A 17,857-nucleotide genomic window follows, 5' to 3' on the forward strand; every position below is an offset into this window, starting at 1 on the left:
TTCGGGACGAATCGCCGCCCCTTGTCAAGTCAGGACCGTGACCGACGTCACGCTGCGGCGCGATCAGCTTCGCGTTCGGTGACCGCCAAGGCCTGTTCGATCAGGCTCCAGCCGGCGCCCGGGCGGTGTGCGCCCTCGCTCAGCACCTGGCGAAATGCGCGACCACCGGGCTGGCCATGGAACAGGCCGAGCAGGTGGCGGGTGATGTGCTTCAGCGCCAGGCCTTCGCCCAGCCGCGCCTCGATGTAGGGGCGCATCGCGCGCAGCAGGTCACCACGTGCCTGTGGCGGGGCGCCGGTGTGCAGCGCCTCCAGCTGATGCAGCAGATAGGGGTCGTGATAGGCCGCCCGGCCCAGCATCACGCCATCGACGTGCGCGGCCTGCGCCTGTACCGCCTCGATGCTGGCCAGGCCACCGTTGATCACCACCGGCAGTGCCGGGCGCTCCTGCTTCAGGCGGTAGGCCCAGTCGTACTTCAGCGGCGGAACCTCGCGGTTCTCCTTCGGCGACAGGCCCTTCAGCCACGCGTTGCGCGCATGCACCACCACCATCGCCGCACCAGCGGCGACCTGGCGGTCGACGAAGCTGGCAAACACGTCGTAGTCGTTGTCCTCGTCCACGCCCAGGCGGCACTTCACCGTTACCGGGATGTCGACCGCATCGACCATGGCCGCCACGCACTCGGCCACCAGTACCGGCTCGCGCATCAGGCAGGCGCCGAAACGCCCGGCCTGCACGCGGTCGGACGGGCAGCCGCAGTTGAGGTTGACCTCGTCGTATCCCCACTCGGCGGCAATGCGCGCAGCCTGCGCCAGCAGGGCAGGATCGCTGCCGCCCAGCTGCAGCGCCAGCGGCTGTTCGCTGCGGTCGAAGCCGAGCAGGCGCTCGCGGTCGCCGTGGATGACCGCGTTGGCGTGCACCATCTCCGTGTACAGGCGTGCACCCGGCGCCAGCACGCGATGGAACACGCGGCAATGGCGGTCGGTCCAGTCCATCATCGGGGCAACGGACAGGCGCAGGGAATCAGCGTAACGGGCGGTGGCGGACGTCATCGGGGTGTTGATCGTGGAGACTGGCATTGCCAGTGAGATCAATAGTTTACACCGCTCGGCTGAATGGCGGCGGCTGGCGCCCGGACAGCGCTGGGGCGCCCGGGCCCGAGGGCGGTCCGCAGGCGGGACGGCGCCAACCCACAATGACGGGCAACCGGTCACAGTTGTCGCGATTCGTTGACGACGACGAAATATTGACGCCGTTATAGTCCGTCGCTCGCAATGGATTGGACGTGTGGAGCAGATGATGCAGCACAAGCGTTTGAGCAGGACCCTCGCCACCGCGCTGGCGGTTGCCGTACTGGCCATCGGCACGGCAACCGCAGCACCGGCTGCCACCGGGCTGAGCCCGACCTTCACCACCTGCCGTGACAAGGCACAGGGTGCGATCGAGCAGGCCGCCTGCCTGACCTCGGAAAGCGCACGCCAGGACCAGCGCCTGAACCAGGCCTACCGCCAGCTGCAGGCAAAGCTGAGTGGCGCAAAGAAGACCAAGCTGGTGAATGCCCAGCGCGCGTGGCTGCAGTCGCGCAGCCGCGATGGCGAACTGGATACCGCGCTGTACGACGATTCGCAGCCCGGCAACCTGCAGGGCGAGCTGAACGATGTGATGCGCCTGAGCGCGCGTGCCGACCAGCTGCAGAAGTATCTGCAGCTGCTGGACTGACCCTTGAGGGGCAGACCCTCTGACTGCACAAGGATGTAAGACATGCCAACCAACATCGATACCCATGATCTCGATGCCACCTCCGGCGCCGTGTATTTCGCCGTCGGCCGTGGTACCGAAGGGGGTCCCGCCTCCTACCATCTGGCCATCGCCGGCATCACCCAGGGCGTGACCGAACCGCACTGGGGCACGGTGAACAAAGTCGCGCAGAACAGCGGTTACAGCCTGGGCGCGATCCAGGTCGACTTCGGCCAGCGCGGCGAGTGGGCGCTGGGCGCCATCGACGGCCACGCACTGAAGGCGGGCGAGACGACCTATGTCGACGCCGTGATCGATCAGGCCAGCACCTATGCCAAGGCGCACAACCTGCCCTTCACCCAGGACCACGCCGACCTGCGCCGCGACCTGCTCAGCCACGGCAATGGCCTGAGCGGGCGCAGCTCGATCCAGTTCATCGATACCAACACGCGCGACAGCATCAACGCCTGGGCCGGTTCGGCCGAGGGCAAGCAGTGGATCCACGCGAACATCGACTACCCGCAGGTGCGCAACGCCACCCGGATCGGCATGGCGATGGTGGACGCACACGGCAGCGGCATCGCCGAGGAAAACCGCTTCGAAGCGATCAGCCTGATCGCCAAGACCGCCAACCAGTTGCCCAGCCAGCTGCCCAAGCTGCAGAAGGTGCTGGAAGAAGGCGGTGACTACGAGGCGCTGCGCGCGAAGGCCGGGCAGATCCGCGAGACCTACCAGTACTTCGACGCGCCCAAGGCCGGCGACATCGCCGTGCGCTACGAAGATGCCTACGCCAACAACAAGGACGCAATGGACCGCGCCCATGCCAAGGTCAGCAGCCGCGACTACTCGCCCGCCGGTGAGCACAACGATGCGGACATCAAGGTGGCGCTGGACCAGATCGGCGCACCGCGCCAGCAAGCCGGTTCGCAGACGTTGAAGGAAGGGTCCAGCGGCCGTGACGTGCTGAAGCTGGAAAGCAATCTGGTCACGCTGGGCTATGCCAGTGCTGGCGGCCAGCAGACGCTGAATCCGGACCGGCGCTTCGATGCCACCACCCGCAAGGCGGTGGAAGACTTCCAGCGCGCACACAACCTGGACCCGGTGGACGGCAAGGCCGGGCCAGCCACGCTGGCCGCGATCGACCGCGACGCGCGCGAACTCCAAGGCAACCTGGCCGCGCTGGGGCTGACCGACGCCAAGGGCCAGACCATCGGCAGCGATGGCTATCTGGGCGGCGGCAGCCGCCATGCGATCAACGCTTTCCAGCAGCAGCATGGCCTGCCCGCGACCGGCATTGCCGATGCGGAAACCCGCCAGGCGCTGGCCAATGAAGTGCAGCAGCGTGCGCAGGCACAGGGCAACACCCCGGGGCAGCAGGCCGCGGCCGAGCCTGCGCGCGAGACGGTGTACCCGATGTCCGACCCGCGCAGCCCGCAGAACTGGCTGTACACCGAGACCCTGGTGCAGGTGAAGTTCGCCGAGGAAGCGCGTGGCCTGCCCTCCGGCGAGCATAGCGAGAAGCTGGCCGCTGCGCTTACCGTGGAAGCTGCACGTGCCGGCCTGTACCGGGTTGATCGCGTTGAACTGAACCAGGATGGCTCGATGGCGCGCGCGGTGCAGGCCAATGCACTGCACGACGAAAGCGCGTTGAACCGCAATACCGCGCCGGTATCGACGGCGGACGCGATGCGCCAGAGCGTGCAGGAAAACAGCGAGCGGGCATTGCAGGTGAGCGATCAGCAGCGCGAGCAGCAGAAGATCGACCAGCAGACCCAGCAGCACGGCCCGCGGGCCATGATGGCGTAAGAGAGCGGGCCCACGGGCCTGCGAGTGCCATTGCCTTGCTCACCCCTCGTCGGCTTGAGGCCGACGAGGGCGTTGGTTGAGGTGCGTCGAGGATTGTCGCAAATGCGAGGTCTTGCGCCCCGGAGCGTGCCCACGCTTCGAGGGAGTCGGCCTCGCGGTGTAGCCGATCCGGTTTGATCGCGTCGACGTTTTGACGACAGATAAGTCCGTCCGTAGCTTTCCCCAAGTGGTCAGTACCCGCCATCCATAGGCGGTCTGCTTCTTGAAACACTGCCGCCTCAGGCGGTCAGGTCTCACAGGTGGGCGTCGCGCAGATCAATCTGTACCTTCGGCGTCACGTGCTGGTAATCGAACACCGCACCCAGATGGCCGGCCGAGGCAAGGAACACCTGCCCACGCACGCGGTAGACCTGCGTGTCACCGGCATCGTAGCGCTGCATATCCAGCACGCGGCCGAGGAATTCGATGACCATGTTGGCCACGCCCTGGGCGACGCATTCGCGGTCACGCTCGCTGGGCGTCTCGGCGATGTCCTCGACGTTCTGCGACGATGCCGGACAGCGAAAGGCAGCGAGGCATGCCGCCGCTCTACAATCGGGCCATGGCCACCCACCGCCCGCAGTTCTTCGACCCCGCCACCGAACAGGGCGTGCTGCGCCTGTCGATCGCCGCCTCGCTGCTGCTGGCCGCCGCCGCAGTGGTATTCGGCCTGCTGGCCAATTCCTCGCTGATCATATTCGACGGCATCTACGGCCTGATCGATGTGGTCATGACCTGGCTGTCGCTGCTGGTGGCACGCCTGATCGCGCTGTCCACCCAGACCGATGCGTTGCAGTCGAGGCTCAACCAGCGCTTCACCATGGGATTCTGGCACCTTGAGCCGATCGTGCTGGGGGTCAGCGGCACGCTGATGATCGGTGCGGCACTGTATGCCCTGGTCAATGCGGTGGATGCACTGATGTCCGGGGGCCGCCACATTGCGCTGGGCCCGGCCATTGCCTTCGCCGGGCTGTCCATCGTCGGCGAAGGCGCACTGGCCTGGTTCATCCTGCGCGCCAACCGCCGCATCGGCTCGGAGTTCATCGCACTGGATGCGAAGAACTGGGTGATCGCGGCCAGCATGTCGGCCTGCTACCTGCTGGCCTTCCTCGGCGGCGTGCTGGTGCAGGGCACGTCCTGGGCCTGGGTCGGGCCGTACATCGACCCGGCCATCCTTGCCTTCGTCTGCGTGCTGGTGATGATCGCCCCGCTCGGCACCGTGCGCCGGGCGCTGGCCGGCATCCTGCTGGTCACCCCGCCGGAGCTGCAGGCGCACGTGGATGCCGTGGCACGCGCGATCGTGGCCAAGCATGGCTTCGTCGAGCACCGCAGCTACGTGGCGCAGGTGGGGCGAGGCGAGCAGATCGAGCTGTTCTTCGTGGTGCCGGAAAACGACCCACCGCGGCCGCTGGTGGAATGGGACCAGCTGCGCGACGAGATCGGCGACGCGCTGGGCGAGGCCTCGCCGGACCGCTGGTTGACCATCATGTTCACCACCGACCGCGAGTGGACGATCTAGGCCAGCAGGACGATCGATCAAGTTTTTCGTACGCCCTGCAACCCAACGTACCCGGAAAGCGGGCAAAGTAGGCTCCAACGCACCACCCACCCACCGACCAGGAGCATCCCGATGTCCATCGAAAAGGTTCTGTACACCGCCCAGGCCACCTCCACCGGCGGCCGTGAAGGCCGTTCCGTCTCCTCCGACAACGTGCTGGACATCCAGCTGTCGACCCCGCGCGAGCTGGGCGGCGCCGGTGGCCCGGGCACCAACCCGGAACAGCTGTTCGCCGCCGGCTACTCGGCCTGCTTCCTGGGCGCGCTGAAGTTCGTGGCCGGCCAGGCCAAGGTCGCGCTGCCGGCCGACACCACCGTCACCGGCAAGGTCGGCATCGGCCAGATCCCGACCGGCTTCGGCATCGAAGCCGAGCTGACCATCAACGTGCCGGGCGTGCCGCGCGAGCAGGTCGAAGAGCTTGTGCAGAAGGCGCACATCGTGTGCCCGTACTCGAATGCCACCCGCGGCAACATCGACGTGACGCTGATCGTTGCCTGATGGGGTGCTGCCGGCCAGCGGCCGGCACTACCAACGTGAAGAGCAAAAAAATGGGCGGATGCCGGTCGAAACCGAACATCCGCCCATCCCACCTTCGTTGTCCCACAGGGGGGCATGAGGTTGCCGGCCAGCGGCCGGCACTACCAGGTCACTTCTCGCTCGTGATGAGCTGCACGACGCTGGAGAAATCCAGCTTGCCGCGGCCGGCCTGGTGGTTCATCGAGTACAGGTTGCGGGCCACTTCGCCCAGCGGAATCGAGGCACCGACACTCATCGCCGCTTCCACCGCCAGGCCCATGTCCTTCAGCATCAGATCGCTGCCGAAACCGCCGCTGTAGCCGCGCGAGGCCGGCGCGTTTTCCAGCACGCCCGGCCACGGGTTGCACACTTCAGTGGCCCAGCTGCGGCCGGTGCTGACCGCCATCATCTGCGACAGCACCTTCGGGTCCAGGCCGTGCGCCACGCCCAGCGCGATGGCTTCACCGGTCACCGCCATGATCACGCCCAGCGCCATGTTGTTGCACAGCTTGGCGACCTGGCCGGCGCCGCTGGCGCCGACATGGAAGATGTTCTTGCCCATCGCCTGCAGCACCGGACGGGCGCGCTCCAGCGCATCCTCTTCGCCACCGACGATGAAGGTCAGGGTGCCGGCCTGGGCACCGGCGGTACCGCCGGACACCGGTGCGTCGATCATCTGCAGGCCACGCGCGGCAGCGGCTTCGGAGACCTTGCGGGCGCTGGCCGGGGCGATCGTGCTGCAGTCGATGACCAGCGCACCGGCCGGAATCGCGGCAAGGATGCCGTCGTCGCCCAGGTACACGCCTTCGACATGGCGGCTGGCCGGCAGCATCGAGATCACCACTTCGGCATCGGCCAGGGTGTCGCGTGCCGACGACGCAGCGCTGGCACCGGCGTCAACGGCGGCCTGCACCGCGGCCGGGACCAGATCGAACACGCGCACGCTGTGGCCGTTCTTGACCAGATTGGCGGCCATCGGGCCACCCATGTTGCCCAACCCGATGAATGCAATGCGGCTCATGCAAGGCTCCTTTCAACAAGGGGAGTGCCCAGGTCGGCCAGCGGATGCGCGGCATCGGCCCAGGGGGAAGCGAAGAAGGTGTCGGCCCACGCGCCGGTGGCCTCGGCCAGGGTGGCCGGGTTCCACTGCGGATTGCGGTCCTTGTCGATCAGCAGCGCGCGGATGCCTTCGGCGAAATCACCGTGGGCGGCGCAGTGCAGGGCGACGATGTACTCCAGGCGATAGATCGCGGCCAGGTCCTGGCCGGCACTGCGGCGCTGCAGTTCGTATGCCAACCGTGCCGAACCCGGTGCGCCGGCAGCCAGGGTCTTCTGTGCCGCCTGCAGCCAGGCATCGTCGGTCTGCAGCGTGCTGATGCGATCGATGATCGCGGGCAGGTCATCGCCCTCGCACAGCGCCTCGACCTGCGCGGCATTGGCCAGCAGCGGGCCGGTGGCGGCATCGCTGGCATGCGACTGCAGCAGATGGGTCAGGCGTTCGTGGTTGTGTGCGGCATCGCTGGACCAGGCCACCTGCAGCAGCGCATCGAACACCGCGCTGCGGCGTTCTTCGGCCACGTGCACGTCGGCCAGGCCGGCGTAGATGGCGTCGCCCGGGTTGAGCAGCGCGCCGGTCAGCGCCAGGAACAGGCCGCCCTTGCCCGGTACGCGCGGCAGCAGCCAGCTGCCACCGACATCGGGGAACAGGCCAACGGTGATTTCCGGGAAGGCCAGCTTGGAGCGCTCGCTGACCACGCGGTGGCTGGCGCCGGACATCAGGCCGATGCCGCCGCCCATCACGATGCCATGGCCCCAGCACAGGATCGGCTTGGCGTAGGTGTGGATGAGATGATCGACGCGGTATTCAACGTCGAAGAACTCGGCGGCGTAGTCGTTCTCGCGGATGTCGCTGCAGCCGGCCTCGCGGAAGGCGACCATGCTCTTGTACAGGCTGTGCAGGTCGCCGCCGGCGCAGAACGCCTTCTCACCGGCACCCTGCAGCACCACCATGGCGATGCCGTCGTCATCGGCCCAGGCATTCAGCTGCTTCAGCAGCAGGTGCGCCATCGGCAGCGAGAAACCATTGAGCGTGCGCGGCGCGTTGAGCGTGGCGATGCCGATGCGCGTGCCGTTGCCGGCCACGCGCTCCTCGAACAGCACCGGTGCGTCGTCGGCAACGGTGTCGATGCTCATGCGTTCTTCCACTGCGCGGTGCGCTTTTCCAGAAAGGCGGTCACGCCCTCGACCTGGTCGGCGGTGTCGAACAGGTCGACGAAGGCTTCACGCTCGGCCACCAGCGCCGAGGCGTGGGTGCCGGTGCGGGTGGACTGCACCAGGGTCTTGCAGGCGGCGATGCTGGTCGGGCTCTGCTTGCCGGCCTTCTTCGCCCATTCCAGGGCCAGTGCCTTGGCTTCGCCCTTGCCGACCTTTTCTTCGGCCAGGCCAATGCGCAGTGCGGTCTCGGCATTGATGCGCTCGCCCAGCAGGATCATGCGCTTGGCCCAGCCCTCGCCGACCAGGCGCGGCAGGTTCTGGGTGCCACCGGCACACGGCAGCAGGCCGACGGTGGCCTCCGGCAGCGCGACCTGGGCGTGGTCTTCAATGATGCGCAGGTCGCAGGCCAGTGCGCATTCCAGGCCACCGCCCATGGCGTAGCCGTTGATCGCGGCGATCGACACGCCACGGAAACCGGACAGCGCTTCGAAGGCTTCACCGAAGCGGCGCGCGGCCTCGCGTGCAGCGGCCTTGTCGCCGGAGGCGAACTGGTTGAGGTCGGCACCGGCGGAGAAGAACTTCTCGCCGTCACCGGTGATCACCAGCGCGTAGATGTCGCGGTCTGCGTTGAGCGCGCCCACCAGGTCGCGCAGCGCCGACAGGCTGTGCACGGTCCAGGTGTGCGCCGGCGGGTTGTTCAGGGTGACCACGGCGGTGTGGCCATCGACCTCCACCTTCAGGCCCACGTGCTCCTGGGTACGCCAATCCTTCATCGCAGTTCCTCTTCGGTGTTGAGCAGGTGACGGGCAACGATCACCCGCATGATCTCGTTGGTGCCTTCCAGGATCTGGTGCACGCGGCAGTCACGCAGCAGGCGCTCGATCGGGTACTCGCGGATGTAGCCGTAGCCGCCGTGGATCTGCAGCGCTTCGTTGCAGACGTTGAAACCGGCATCGGTGGCGAAGCGCTTGGCCATCGCGCACCACACGTTGGCGTCGCTGGCACCGGCATCGAGCTTGCGCGCGGCGGTGTGCACCATCTGCCGGGCGGCGACCAGCTGGGTGACCATGTCGGCCAGCTTGAACTGCAGCGCCTGGAACTCGGCCAGCGCCTTGCCGAACTGGCGGCGCTCGCCCATGTAGCGGCGTGCGGCATCCAGCGCACCCTGCGCGGCACCCAGCGAGCAGGCGGCGATGTTGATGCGGCCGCCGTCCAGACCCTTCATCGCCAGCCTGAAGCCGCCGCCTTCCTCTCCCAGAAGGTGGCTGACCGGCACGCGGACGTTTTCGAAGGTGATGCCACGGGTGGGCTGGCTGTTCCAGCCCATCTTCTCTTCCTTGCGGCCGAAGCTGATGCCCGGCAGGTCCGACGGCACCGCAATGGCGCTGACACCGCCGGCACCGGGGCCACCGGTGCGCGCCATCACCACCAGCAGCTCGGTGGCACCGGCGCCGGAAATGAAGGCCTTGGAGCCATTCAGCACATAGAAGTCGCCATCGCGCACGGCGGTGGTCTTCAGCGACGCCGCATCGGAACCCGCACCCGGTTCGGTCAGGCAGTACGAGGCCAGCTTGCTGCCCGAGGACAGATCGGCGCCCCACGCATCGCGCAGGGCCGGCTGGCCCCACTTGGACACCATCCACGAGGCCATGTTGTGGATGCTGATGTACGCCGCGGTCGACGGATCGACGTTGGCGAGCTCCTCGATGACGACGGCGGCGTCCAGTCGGCTCAGGCCGCTGCCGCCCACTTCCGGGTCCATGTACAGGCCGCAGAAGCCCAGTTCACCGGCCTTGGCGATCGCCTCGCGCGGAAAGATGCCCTCCGCATCCCATCGCGCGGCGTGCGGCGCCAGTTCGGCCTGTGCGAAGTCGCGCGCCGCCTCGCGGTACGCCTGCTGCGCTTCTTCCAGTTCCGTCGTCATCGAGTGGCTCATGGCTGCTCCTGCCGTTACTTCAGGCTGATCGTGGTGTTGACGCCGTGGCTCAGCGTCTCGTCATCGAACCAGCGCGCGGTGACCGTCTTGGTCTGGGTGTAGAACAGCACCACCTGCTTGCCATACGGGCCCAGGTCACCCAGCTTGGAGGCGCGCGAACCGGTGAACGAGAACAGCGGCACCGGCACCGGGATCGGCACGTTGATGCCGACCTGGCCGACGTCGATGTCTTCCTGGAACTTGCGCGCGGCCGCGCCGGACTGGGTGAACAGTGCGGTGCCGTTGCCGTTCGGGTTGCTGTTGACCATCGCGATGGCGTCTTCCAGCGTTTCTGCTTCGAGGATGACCAGCACCGGCCCGAAGATTTCTTCCTGGTAGATGCGCATGTCGGTGGTGACACCGGCAAAGATGGTCGGGCCGACGAAGTTGCCCTTCTCGAAACCATCGACCTGCGGCTTGCGGCCATCCAGCACCAGCTTGGCGCCCTGCTCCACGCCCGAGGCGATCAGGCCTTCCACGCGCTCGCGGGCGCTGCAGGAAATGACCGGGCCGACGTCGGTACCGGACACGGTGCCGGCGCTGACCTTCAACGTCTTGGCCTTTTCGACCAGGTCCTGCACCCAGTTGCGCGCCTCACCGACCAGCACCAGGGTGGAAGCGGCCATGCAGCGCTGGCCCGCAGCACCAAAGGCGGCACCGACCATCGCGTTGAGGGTCTGTTCCTTGTTGGCGTCCGGCAGCACCACGGCGTGGTTCTTGGCGCCCATCATGCACTGCACGCGCTTGCCGGCCAGCGAGGCACGATTGTAGACGTGGGTGCCGACGCGGGTGGAACCGACGAACGACACGGCCTTGATGTCCGGGTGGTCGCAGATCGCGTTGACCACTTCCTCGCCGCCGTGGACGACGTTCAGCACGCCCTTCGGAATGCCGGCTTCCAGGGCAAGCTCGACCAGGCGCATGGTGACCATCGGGTCCTGCTCGGACGGCTTGAGGATGAAGGTGTTGCCCGTTGCAATCGCCATCGGGAACATCCACAGCGGGATCATCGCCGGGAAGTTGAACGGGGTGATGCCGGCGCACACGCCCAGCGGCTGCATGATCGTGTAGGTGTCCACGCCATTGGCCACGTTGTTGGCCAGCTCGCCCAGCTGCAGGTTGCCGATGGCGGCGGCGTGCTCGACCACTTCCAGGCCACGGAACACATCGCCTTCGGCATCCGGCAGGGTCTTGCCCTGTTCGGCGGTGAGGATGTGGGCCAGCTCGCTCATGTTCTCGCGGATCAGCTGCTGGTACTTCAGGAAGATGCGCGCGCGGGTGCCGATCGGGGTCTTGCGCCAGGTCTTGAAGGCTTCCTTGGCGGCGGCGACGGCGGCGTCCACTTCGCCGGTGGTGGCGAACGGCACCTTGGCCAGCACGTCCTGGGTGGCCGGATTGATCACGTCCTGCCAGTGGGAGGTGGCCGATTCAACGAACTGGCCATCGATCAGCATGCGGATACGGGGCGCTGCAACAGTCATGACGACAATCCCACGGGGTGCGAAAGATGCTTGGCATTATTCACAGCACCCGTCTCGATTTCCGGGCTGAATCCGCTTAATCTGGCCAACACGCCAGACGATTCATGTTAATTCTGTGAATTATTCAGCCACCCAGCGGCAGCTTGGCCTGCGCTTGCTACGGCTGCGCGAGCAGCGCGGCTACAGCCAAGTGGACCTGGCCCGCGCCTTGGGCCTGTCGGCCAGTTACCTGAACCAGATCGAGCGCAACAAACGCCCACTCACCCCGGCCGTGCAGAAGAAGCTGGGCGAGGTATTGGGCGATGTTTCCTCACTGTTCGACGAAGATGAGCCCGCTGCCCTGCAGGAAGCCCTGGGCGAGACCCTGCGCGACCTCGGCTTGGCCGAAGTCAGCGCGACCGAGCTGCGCGCCCTGGCCGGCAACCTGCCGCAGGTCAGCCGCGCACTGCTGGACCTGCACCGCCGCCACCTGGCGCTGCGCGAGCATGCCGCCGCGCTGGAGTTCCAGCTGGGCGAGCCCGGTGCCGGCAGCACCCTGCCCGCCGGTGACCAGGTGCGCGAGTTCTTCAACCGCATGCACAACCACATCCCCGAACTGGACGAGCTGGCCGAGCAGCTGTTCGCCGAATGGGGGCTGTCGCCCGGGCATGTGGCACCGCGGCTGCGCCAGCTGCTGGCCGACCGCCATGGCGTGCTGGTGGAAGTGGCCGCACTGCAGGCCGGGCGCGAGAAACGGCAATACGATGCCGGTGCGCGGCGGCTGTGGCTGCCCGATTACCTGGAGCCCGGCCAGCAGGCGTTCCAGATGGCGGCCGAGCTGGCCCTTCACGGCTATCTGCCGCAGATCGATGCGGTAGTGGCGCGCGCTGGCTTTACCGATGAGGCACGCATCGCGCAGGCGCGGATTGGCTTGTCGAATTACTTCGCCGGTGCGTTGGTGATGCCGTACATGCGTTTCCTGCGTGCGGCCGAGACCAGCAGTTACGACATCGAGCTGCTGGCGCACCAGTTCGGCGTGGGCTTCGAAGCGGTCTGCCATCGGCTGAGCACGTTGGCACGGCGCAGCGCGCCCGGCCTGCCGTTCTTTTTCATCCGCGTGGATCGCGCCGGCAACGTCTCCAAGCGCCATTCGGCCACCGATTTCCATTTCTCGCAGGTGGGAGGGTCGTGCCCGCTGTGGATCGTCTACGAGGCGTTCAACCAGCCCGGCCGCATCCTCACCCAGACCGCGCGCATGCCCGATGGGCGGCGCCACTTCTGGCTGGCGCGGCAGGTCAGCAGCGGGCCGGTGGGCCATGGCCAGCCACGCAAGACGTTCGCGGTGGCGTTGGGCTGCGATCTGCAGCATGCCGAGCGGCTGGTGTATTCGCTGGGGCTGGATGTGCAGAGCCCGGGGAACTCGGTGTCGATCGGGCCGGGTTGCCGGGTGTGCCCGCGCGAGGACTGCATGCAGCGCGCGTTCGCGCAGTTGCCGGGGCGGTAGGGGGTTCTGCAGGGCTGCGCCCTGCACCTGCGGTAGTGCCGGCCGCTGGCCGGCAACCTCAAAAGCAACAGCGGGCTTTCCGTGGGATGGCGGGGTGGTGTCGGATTGCGGGGACGCCGTGAACCCGTCCCTGAAGTGCCCCCCGGCATCCATGCCGCGGACACCCCGCAATCCGACACCACCCCGCCTTCGACAGTTTCCTCCTGCTGCTGGAACCTGATGCTGATGCTGATGCTGATGCTGATGGTGATGGTGATGCTGATGGTGATGCTGATGGTGATGCTGATGGTGATGCTGATGCTGATGCTGATGCTGATGGTGGGTGCCGACCGTTGGTCGGCACGCTCTCGCCCTGCGCGAAATGCATCCACGCATGGCGTGGATCTACTGCCGGCTCAGTAGATCGGCGTGACCTTCATCTGCGGCAGCGGACGCGGTGCGCCGTCGGTAAGGTCCGGGCCGAGGTCTTCCCAGGTACGCCCCTGCTCGACCATCAACCCCCACAACTGCTGCGAGGCCAGCCGCTTGTCTTCCGAGCCCAGCCTGTACGACGGCGGTGCCGGTTCCCCGCGGGCAACCATCGCGTACGCCGCGCGGTAGGCCAGTACCTGCTGCGCCGGATCATCGGTGCGTGCCACTTCCAGCGTGTAGCGCTGGTAGGCCGAGGCCAGGTTGCGCCAGCGGATCCAGTAGTGGTTCTCGAACGAGAACGAACAGAAGCGCGCACCGGCGAGGCTGCCCTTGTCGGCGATGCGGGTCAGCACCTCCTGCGGCATGTCCAGGTTCATGCCGCCCTCGTCGCCCTGCAGGCTGACGTGCACGATGCGGTCGCGGTAACCCGGCGCGCGCGCCTGCAGCAGATCGCGCCAGTTCTGCATGGTCGCCACCACCGCGAACAGGAAGCGGCCCAGCTCGGCGGCCGCCAGCGGTGTGGCGATCGACTGGTAGGTGCGCTGCCAGCCGTGCCGGTTCTCGGTGGGCAGGAACACCGCGTGCTCCAGCGACTGGCGGCCACTGCTGCCGTGGTTCACCTCTTCGGCGTGCTGCGGGTAGACCAGATTGATGGCGAAGGTCGGCCAGCGCGGCAACGCGGCATCGAACAGATGGATCGGGAAATTGCTGCTGATGCCACCATCGGAGAACCAGCAGATGCGGAAGGCGGTGATCACCGGGCCGCAAGCCTGCCCGGCGCTGGTCAGCCCTTCCATGCTGTCGGCCACGTTGTGCTCGGGGTCGGCCGCCGGCGCGGTCGGCTCGCAGCGTCGTTCGCGGCGTGAGGGTTCATGCAGCGGCACCGCGCTGATCAGCAGCGGGAAGCTCAGGCTCATGCGCGTGGCCACCAGCACCGGCAGCTTCGGGCCCGGCGGCAGGTGGTAGTACTGCCGACCTTCCACCTCCAGCGGCGGGCCGACCTGCGTCACCAGCCACTGCACCACGCTGGCCGGGAACAGCTGCTCGAATTCCTCGCGCAGGAACCAGAACTGCGCGCCGCCCAGCGGCAGCGTGCGCGGCTCGTTGTGCGACACGCAGGTGGTGATCATCTGCAGGCTGATCGCATGCGGGCTGTCTGGCTCGCCGGCATAGCGCGGCGCGTCGTGCAGGTCGGCGAAGGTGAGCGGTGCATCCAGCGGCTTGCCGGACAACTGCTGCAGGCATTCGTGCAGCCACTCGGTCAGTGCCGGTGTGCGTGCATCGCGGCCGAGGCCGCTGCACAGGCCCAGCAGATTGCGTCGCGCCACGCGTGCCACACGAAGCGCGGCACCGGCCACACCCGCACCGTACGCACACAGCAGCGACGGCAGCAGCGTGGCCGCCACCCCGCTCCAACCACCGCCCCACCAGCCCACGCCGAGCAGCAGCGCCAGCGACACCAGCACTTCCAGCGGCGCGATCTCGAACACGGCAACGGCCAGGCACAGCAGTTTGTGCGGCAGGCTTGCATTGCCGGTCAGCACCACCAGCAGGCGATAGGCCGCGCGTGCCCCGCGTGCGGGCTGGAACAGGCTGTAGATGAAGCCGCGCCGCGACAGCTGCGCCGACACCGCCGACAACCCGCCATAGCCGGCATCGCCGGGCAGGTGCTCGCCGGCCTGCTGGCGACGATCACCGCAGGCCGCCGCAGCCGCCACGGCGGCGGCGATGGCGCCGGCCGAAGTGCCGCCGATGCTCTTGAAGCGATACTCGCGCGCCAGCGCCAGTACCGCATTGGGGTACACGATGCCGCTGGTGATGCCGCCTTTCATGACCAGATCGCAGTACTTGTCCGCCACTGTCTTGCCCCCGAGCATGCCGTCCGCCGCGTGGGTGCCAGTATGGCGCAGGGGCTTCTCAGGGCCTGAGAACAACGGCGCAGTCCGCGCACGCGATGCGCCGTTCAGCAGAAAGCACGGCTGCAGGCTTGACCCGCCCCGCCATCGGCGTAGCATCTGCAGCAAGCCAAGGGACAGACCCGCGGCTGCCACAACGACATGAGGGATTCTCATGGAATTCGACTATCTCGTCTTCATCGGGCGATTCGAGCCCTTCCACAACGGCCACGCCGCCGTTGCCCGCCTGGCCCTGAGCCGGGCCCGCAAGCTGATCTTCCTGGTCGGCTCTGCCGATACCCCCCGCAGCCTGCGCAATCCCTGGACCGTGGCCGAACGCGCCGTGATGATCCAGGCCGCCCTCGATGGCCACACCGACCGTCTGCTGATCCGCCCGCTGCGTGACCACCTGTACAACGAAGCGCAGTGGATCGCCAACGTGCAGCGCCAGGTGGCTGAAGCCCTGCGCAACGACGGCGCCGCCGCCGATGCGAAGGTAGGCCTGATCGGCATGGACAAGGACGCGTCCAGCTACTACCTGCGCGAGTTCCCGCAGTGGCCGCTGGTGGACGTGCAGCACACCGCCACCCTGTCGGCCACCGAGCTGCGGCGCTACCTGTTCGAAGCCGGCGACGTCGACTTCCACGGTGCGCTGCTGATGCTGCGTGGCAATGTGCCGGCGCCGGTGTACGACATGCTTGAAGCGTTCCGCAAAAGCGCGCCTGCCTATGGCCAGCTGGTGGCCGAGTACCGCTTCATCGAACAGTACAAGGCCGCCTGGAAGGATGCGCCCTACGCGCCCACCTTCGTCACCACCGATGCGGTGGTGGTGCATTCGGGCCACGTGCTGCTGGTGCGTCGCCGCTCGGAACCCGGCAAGGGGCTGTGGGCGCTGCCCGGCGGCTTCGTCGGCCAGGAACAGAGCCTGCTCGACAGCTGCCTGCGCGAACTACGCGAGGAAACCCGGCTGAAGATTCCGCTGCCGGTGCTGAAGGGGTCGCTGAAGGGCCAGCAGGTCTTCGACCACCCCGACCGCAGCCAGCGCGGCCGCACCATCACCCACGGTTTCCACTTCGAATTCCCGGCCGGTGAACTGCCGCCGGTGCGCGGCGGCGATGACGCTGACAAGGCGCGCTGGATACCGGTGAGTGAAGCCCTGGACATGGGCCCGCAGCTGTTCGAAGACCACCTGCACATCCTGGAGTATTTCCTCGGCCGCGGCTGACAGGCCCGGCCTCCCCACTGGCGGACAGACCGCTGGTGTCACTCGACGCGAAGGAGCTTCCGTCATGCACTACCTCGATAATCTTCTCCTCAACACCGACAGCTACAAGGCCAGCCATTGGCTGCAGTACCCGCCGGGTACCGATGCCACGTTCTTCTACGTCGAATCACGTGGCGGCCTGCACGATCGCACGGTGTTCTTCGGCCTGCAGGCGATCCTCAAGGACGCGCTGGCACGACCGGTCACCCACGCCGACATCGACGACGCTGCTGCGGTATTCGCCGCGCACGGCGAACCGTTCAACGAGGCCGGCTGGCGCGATATCGTCGACCGGCTTGGCGGCCACCTGCCGGTGCGCATCCGCGCCGTTCCCGAGGGCAGCGTGGTGCCCACCCACCAGGCACTGATGACCATCGAGTCGACCGATCCGGCTGCGTTCTGGGTGCCGTCGTATCTGGAAACGCTGCTGCTGCGCGTGTGGTATCCGGTCACCGTGGCCACCATCAGCTGGCACGCACGGCAGACCATCGCCGCGTTCCTGCAGCAGACCAGCGACGACCCGCAGGAGCAGCTGCCGTTCAAGCTGCACGACTTCGGCGCGCGCGGTGTATCGAGCCTGGAATCGGCCGCGTTGGGCGGTGCCGCGCACCTGGTCAACTTCCTCGGCACCGATACCGTGTCGGCGCTGTGCCTGGCACGCGCGCACTACCACGCGCCGATGGCCGGCTATTCGATTCCGGCCGCCGAGCACAGCACCATCACCAGTTGGGGCCGCGAACGCGAGGTGGACGCCTATCGCAACATGCTGCGCCAGTTCGGCAAGCCCGGTTCGATCGTGGCGGTGGTGTCGGACAGCTATGACATCTACCGCGCGATCAGCGAACACTGGGGCACCACCCTGCGCGATGACGTGATCGCGTCGGGCGCCACCCTGGTCATCCGTCCCGACTCGGGTGACCCGGTGGAGGTGGTGGCCGAAAGCCTGCGCCGGCTGGATGAAGCCTTCGGCCACGCGATCAACGGCAAGGGCTATCGCGTGCTCAACCACGTGCGGGTGATCCAGGGCGATGGCATCAATCCGGACACCATCCGCGCGATCCTGCAGCGCATCACCGACGACGGCTACGCCGCCGACAACGTGGCCTTCGGCATGGGCGGTGCGCTGCTGCAGCGGCTGGACCGCGATACGCAGAAGTTCGCGCTGAAGTGCTCGGCCGCACGGGTCGAGGGCGAGTGGATCGACGTCTACAAGGATCCGGTCACCGACGCCGGCAAGGCCAGCAAGCGCGGCCGCATGCGCCTGCTGCGCCACCTGGACGATGGCAGCCTGCATACGGTGCCACTGCCGGCCAACGGCGACGACACCCTGCCGGACGGCTTCGAGGACGCAATGGTGACCGTGTGGGAGAACGGCCATCTTCTGTACGACCAGCGGCTGGACGACATCCGCACGCGGGCGGCCGTGGGGCATTGAAGGTGCATCCCGACCGGGGTCAGAGCCCGCTGCGTGGCAGCGG

The 17,857-nt window shown here is 67.3% G+C and carries 16 protein-coding genes; 8 read left to right on the plus strand and 8 right to left on the minus strand.

Features of this window, described 5'->3' with window-relative positions; genetic code table 11:
• Positions 1-47 precede the first annotated feature (47 nt).
• Positions 48-1,079 carry a tRNA dihydrouridine(20/20a) synthase DusA gene (dusA, locus tag AC5P67_RS12570; RefSeq protein WP_111189349.1) on the minus strand — a complete coding sequence of 344 codons (1,032 nt, stop codon included), beginning with the start codon at positions 1,077-1,079 and terminating at the stop codon, positions 48-50.
• Between the two features lie 220 nt (positions 1,080-1,299).
• On the opposite strand from dusA, the gene AC5P67_RS12575 reads away from it, so the two are divergent.
• Complete coding sequence (locus AC5P67_RS12575; protein WP_225792009.1) at positions 1,300-1,719, plus strand: lysozyme inhibitor LprI family protein; 420 nt, start codon at positions 1,300-1,302, stop codon at positions 1,717-1,719.
• A gap of 42 nt (positions 1,720-1,761) precedes the next feature.
• Entirely contained in the window at positions 1,762-3,543 is a 1,782-nt protein-coding gene (locus tag AC5P67_RS12580) for a peptidoglycan-binding domain-containing protein (RefSeq protein ID WP_049459382.1), read from the plus strand.
• 293 nt (positions 3,544-3,836) lie between these two features.
• On the opposite strand, the gene AC5P67_RS12585 is transcribed toward AC5P67_RS12580, so the two are convergent.
• Positions 3,837-4,016 (minus strand): sulfate transporter, encoded by a 180-nt coding sequence (locus AC5P67_RS12585; RefSeq protein WP_099527615.1) that lies wholly within the window; start codon positions 4,014-4,016, stop codon positions 3,837-3,839.
• A 104-nt stretch (positions 4,017-4,120) separates the two neighbouring features.
• Here AC5P67_RS12585 and AC5P67_RS12590 point away from each other — a divergent pair, with 104 nt between their 5' ends.
• Both AC5P67_RS12590 and AC5P67_RS12595 read left to right on the plus strand, forming a co-directional pair.
• Positions 4,121-5,101, plus strand: a complete 981-nt coding sequence (locus AC5P67_RS12590; protein ID WP_005407688.1) for a cation diffusion facilitator family transporter — start codon at positions 4,121-4,123, stop codon at positions 5,099-5,101.
• 111 nt (positions 5,102-5,212) lie between these two features.
• Positions 5,213-5,638 carry an organic hydroperoxide resistance protein gene (locus AC5P67_RS12595; protein ID WP_004153735.1) on the plus strand — a complete coding sequence of 142 codons (426 nt, stop codon included), beginning with the start codon at positions 5,213-5,215 and terminating at the stop codon, positions 5,636-5,638.
• 148 nt (positions 5,639-5,786) lie between these two features.
• Here AC5P67_RS12595 and mmsB read toward each other — a convergent pair whose 3' ends face one another.
• Genes mmsB through AC5P67_RS12620 form a run of 5 tightly spaced genes read right to left on the minus strand, consistent with a single transcriptional unit; the run spans position 5,787 to position 11,326 of the window.
• Positions 5,787-6,677 carry a 3-hydroxyisobutyrate dehydrogenase gene (gene mmsB, locus AC5P67_RS12600; RefSeq protein ID WP_005407687.1) on the minus strand — a complete coding sequence of 297 codons (891 nt, stop codon included), beginning with the start codon at positions 6,675-6,677 and terminating at the stop codon, positions 5,787-5,789.
• On the minus strand, positions 6,674-7,849 hold the full coding sequence (locus tag AC5P67_RS12605; RefSeq protein WP_227416057.1) for an enoyl-CoA hydratase/isomerase family protein: 1,176 nt from the start codon (positions 7,847-7,849) through the stop codon (positions 6,674-6,676). Before AC5P67_RS12605 ends, mmsB begins: the two co-directional genes overlap by 4 nt.
• Positions 7,846-8,643 (minus strand): enoyl-CoA hydratase, encoded by a 798-nt coding sequence (locus AC5P67_RS12610; RefSeq protein ID WP_005411946.1) that lies wholly within the window; start codon positions 8,641-8,643, stop codon positions 7,846-7,848. The genes AC5P67_RS12605 and AC5P67_RS12610 overlap by 4 nt, the downstream gene beginning before the upstream one ends.
• The gene (locus AC5P67_RS12615; protein ID WP_111189346.1) at positions 8,640-9,806 is read right to left on the minus strand and encodes an acyl-CoA dehydrogenase family protein; all 1,167 of its coding nucleotides are present in this window, start codon (positions 9,804-9,806) and stop codon (positions 8,640-8,642) included. Before AC5P67_RS12615 ends, AC5P67_RS12610 begins: the two co-directional genes overlap by 4 nt.
• A 14-nt stretch (positions 9,807-9,820) precedes the next feature.
• On the minus strand, positions 9,821-11,326 hold the full coding sequence (locus AC5P67_RS12620; protein ID WP_012478809.1) for a CoA-acylating methylmalonate-semialdehyde dehydrogenase: 1,506 nt from the start codon (positions 11,324-11,326) through the stop codon (positions 9,821-9,823).
• Positions 11,327-11,441: 115 nt separating this feature from the next.
• On the opposite strand from AC5P67_RS12620, the gene AC5P67_RS12625 reads away from it, so the two are divergent.
• Positions 11,442-12,809 carry a helix-turn-helix domain-containing protein gene (locus tag AC5P67_RS12625; protein WP_049459385.1) on the plus strand — a complete coding sequence of 456 codons (1,368 nt, stop codon included), beginning with the start codon at positions 11,442-11,444 and terminating at the stop codon, positions 12,807-12,809.
• Between the two features lie 219 nt (positions 12,810-13,028).
• Entirely contained in the window at positions 13,029-13,211 is a 183-nt protein-coding gene (locus AC5P67_RS12630; RefSeq protein WP_495214743.1) for a hypothetical protein, read from the plus strand.
• On the opposite strand, the gene AC5P67_RS12635 is transcribed toward AC5P67_RS12630, so the two are convergent.
• Positions 13,205-15,097 (minus strand): patatin-like phospholipase family protein, encoded by a 1,893-nt coding sequence (locus AC5P67_RS12635; protein ID WP_495214744.1) that lies wholly within the window; start codon positions 15,095-15,097, stop codon positions 13,205-13,207. The genes AC5P67_RS12630 and AC5P67_RS12635 overlap by 7 nt on opposite strands.
• A 193-nt stretch (positions 15,098-15,290) precedes the next feature.
• Between AC5P67_RS12635 and AC5P67_RS12640 the strand changes: the two genes are divergently transcribed.
• Positions 15,291-16,340 (plus strand): bifunctional nicotinamide-nucleotide adenylyltransferase/Nudix hydroxylase, encoded by a 1,050-nt coding sequence (locus AC5P67_RS12640; RefSeq protein ID WP_049403797.1) that lies wholly within the window; start codon positions 15,291-15,293, stop codon positions 16,338-16,340.
• Between the two features lie 64 nt (positions 16,341-16,404).
• On the plus strand, positions 16,405-17,814 hold the full coding sequence (locus tag AC5P67_RS12645; RefSeq protein ID WP_060380900.1) for a nicotinate phosphoribosyltransferase: 1,410 nt from the start codon (positions 16,405-16,407) through the stop codon (positions 17,812-17,814).
• The last annotated feature ends 43 nt before the right edge of the window (positions 17,815-17,857 follow it).

It is taken from the genome of Stenotrophomonas sp. YJH_SMC_21 (assembly GCF_059369555.1).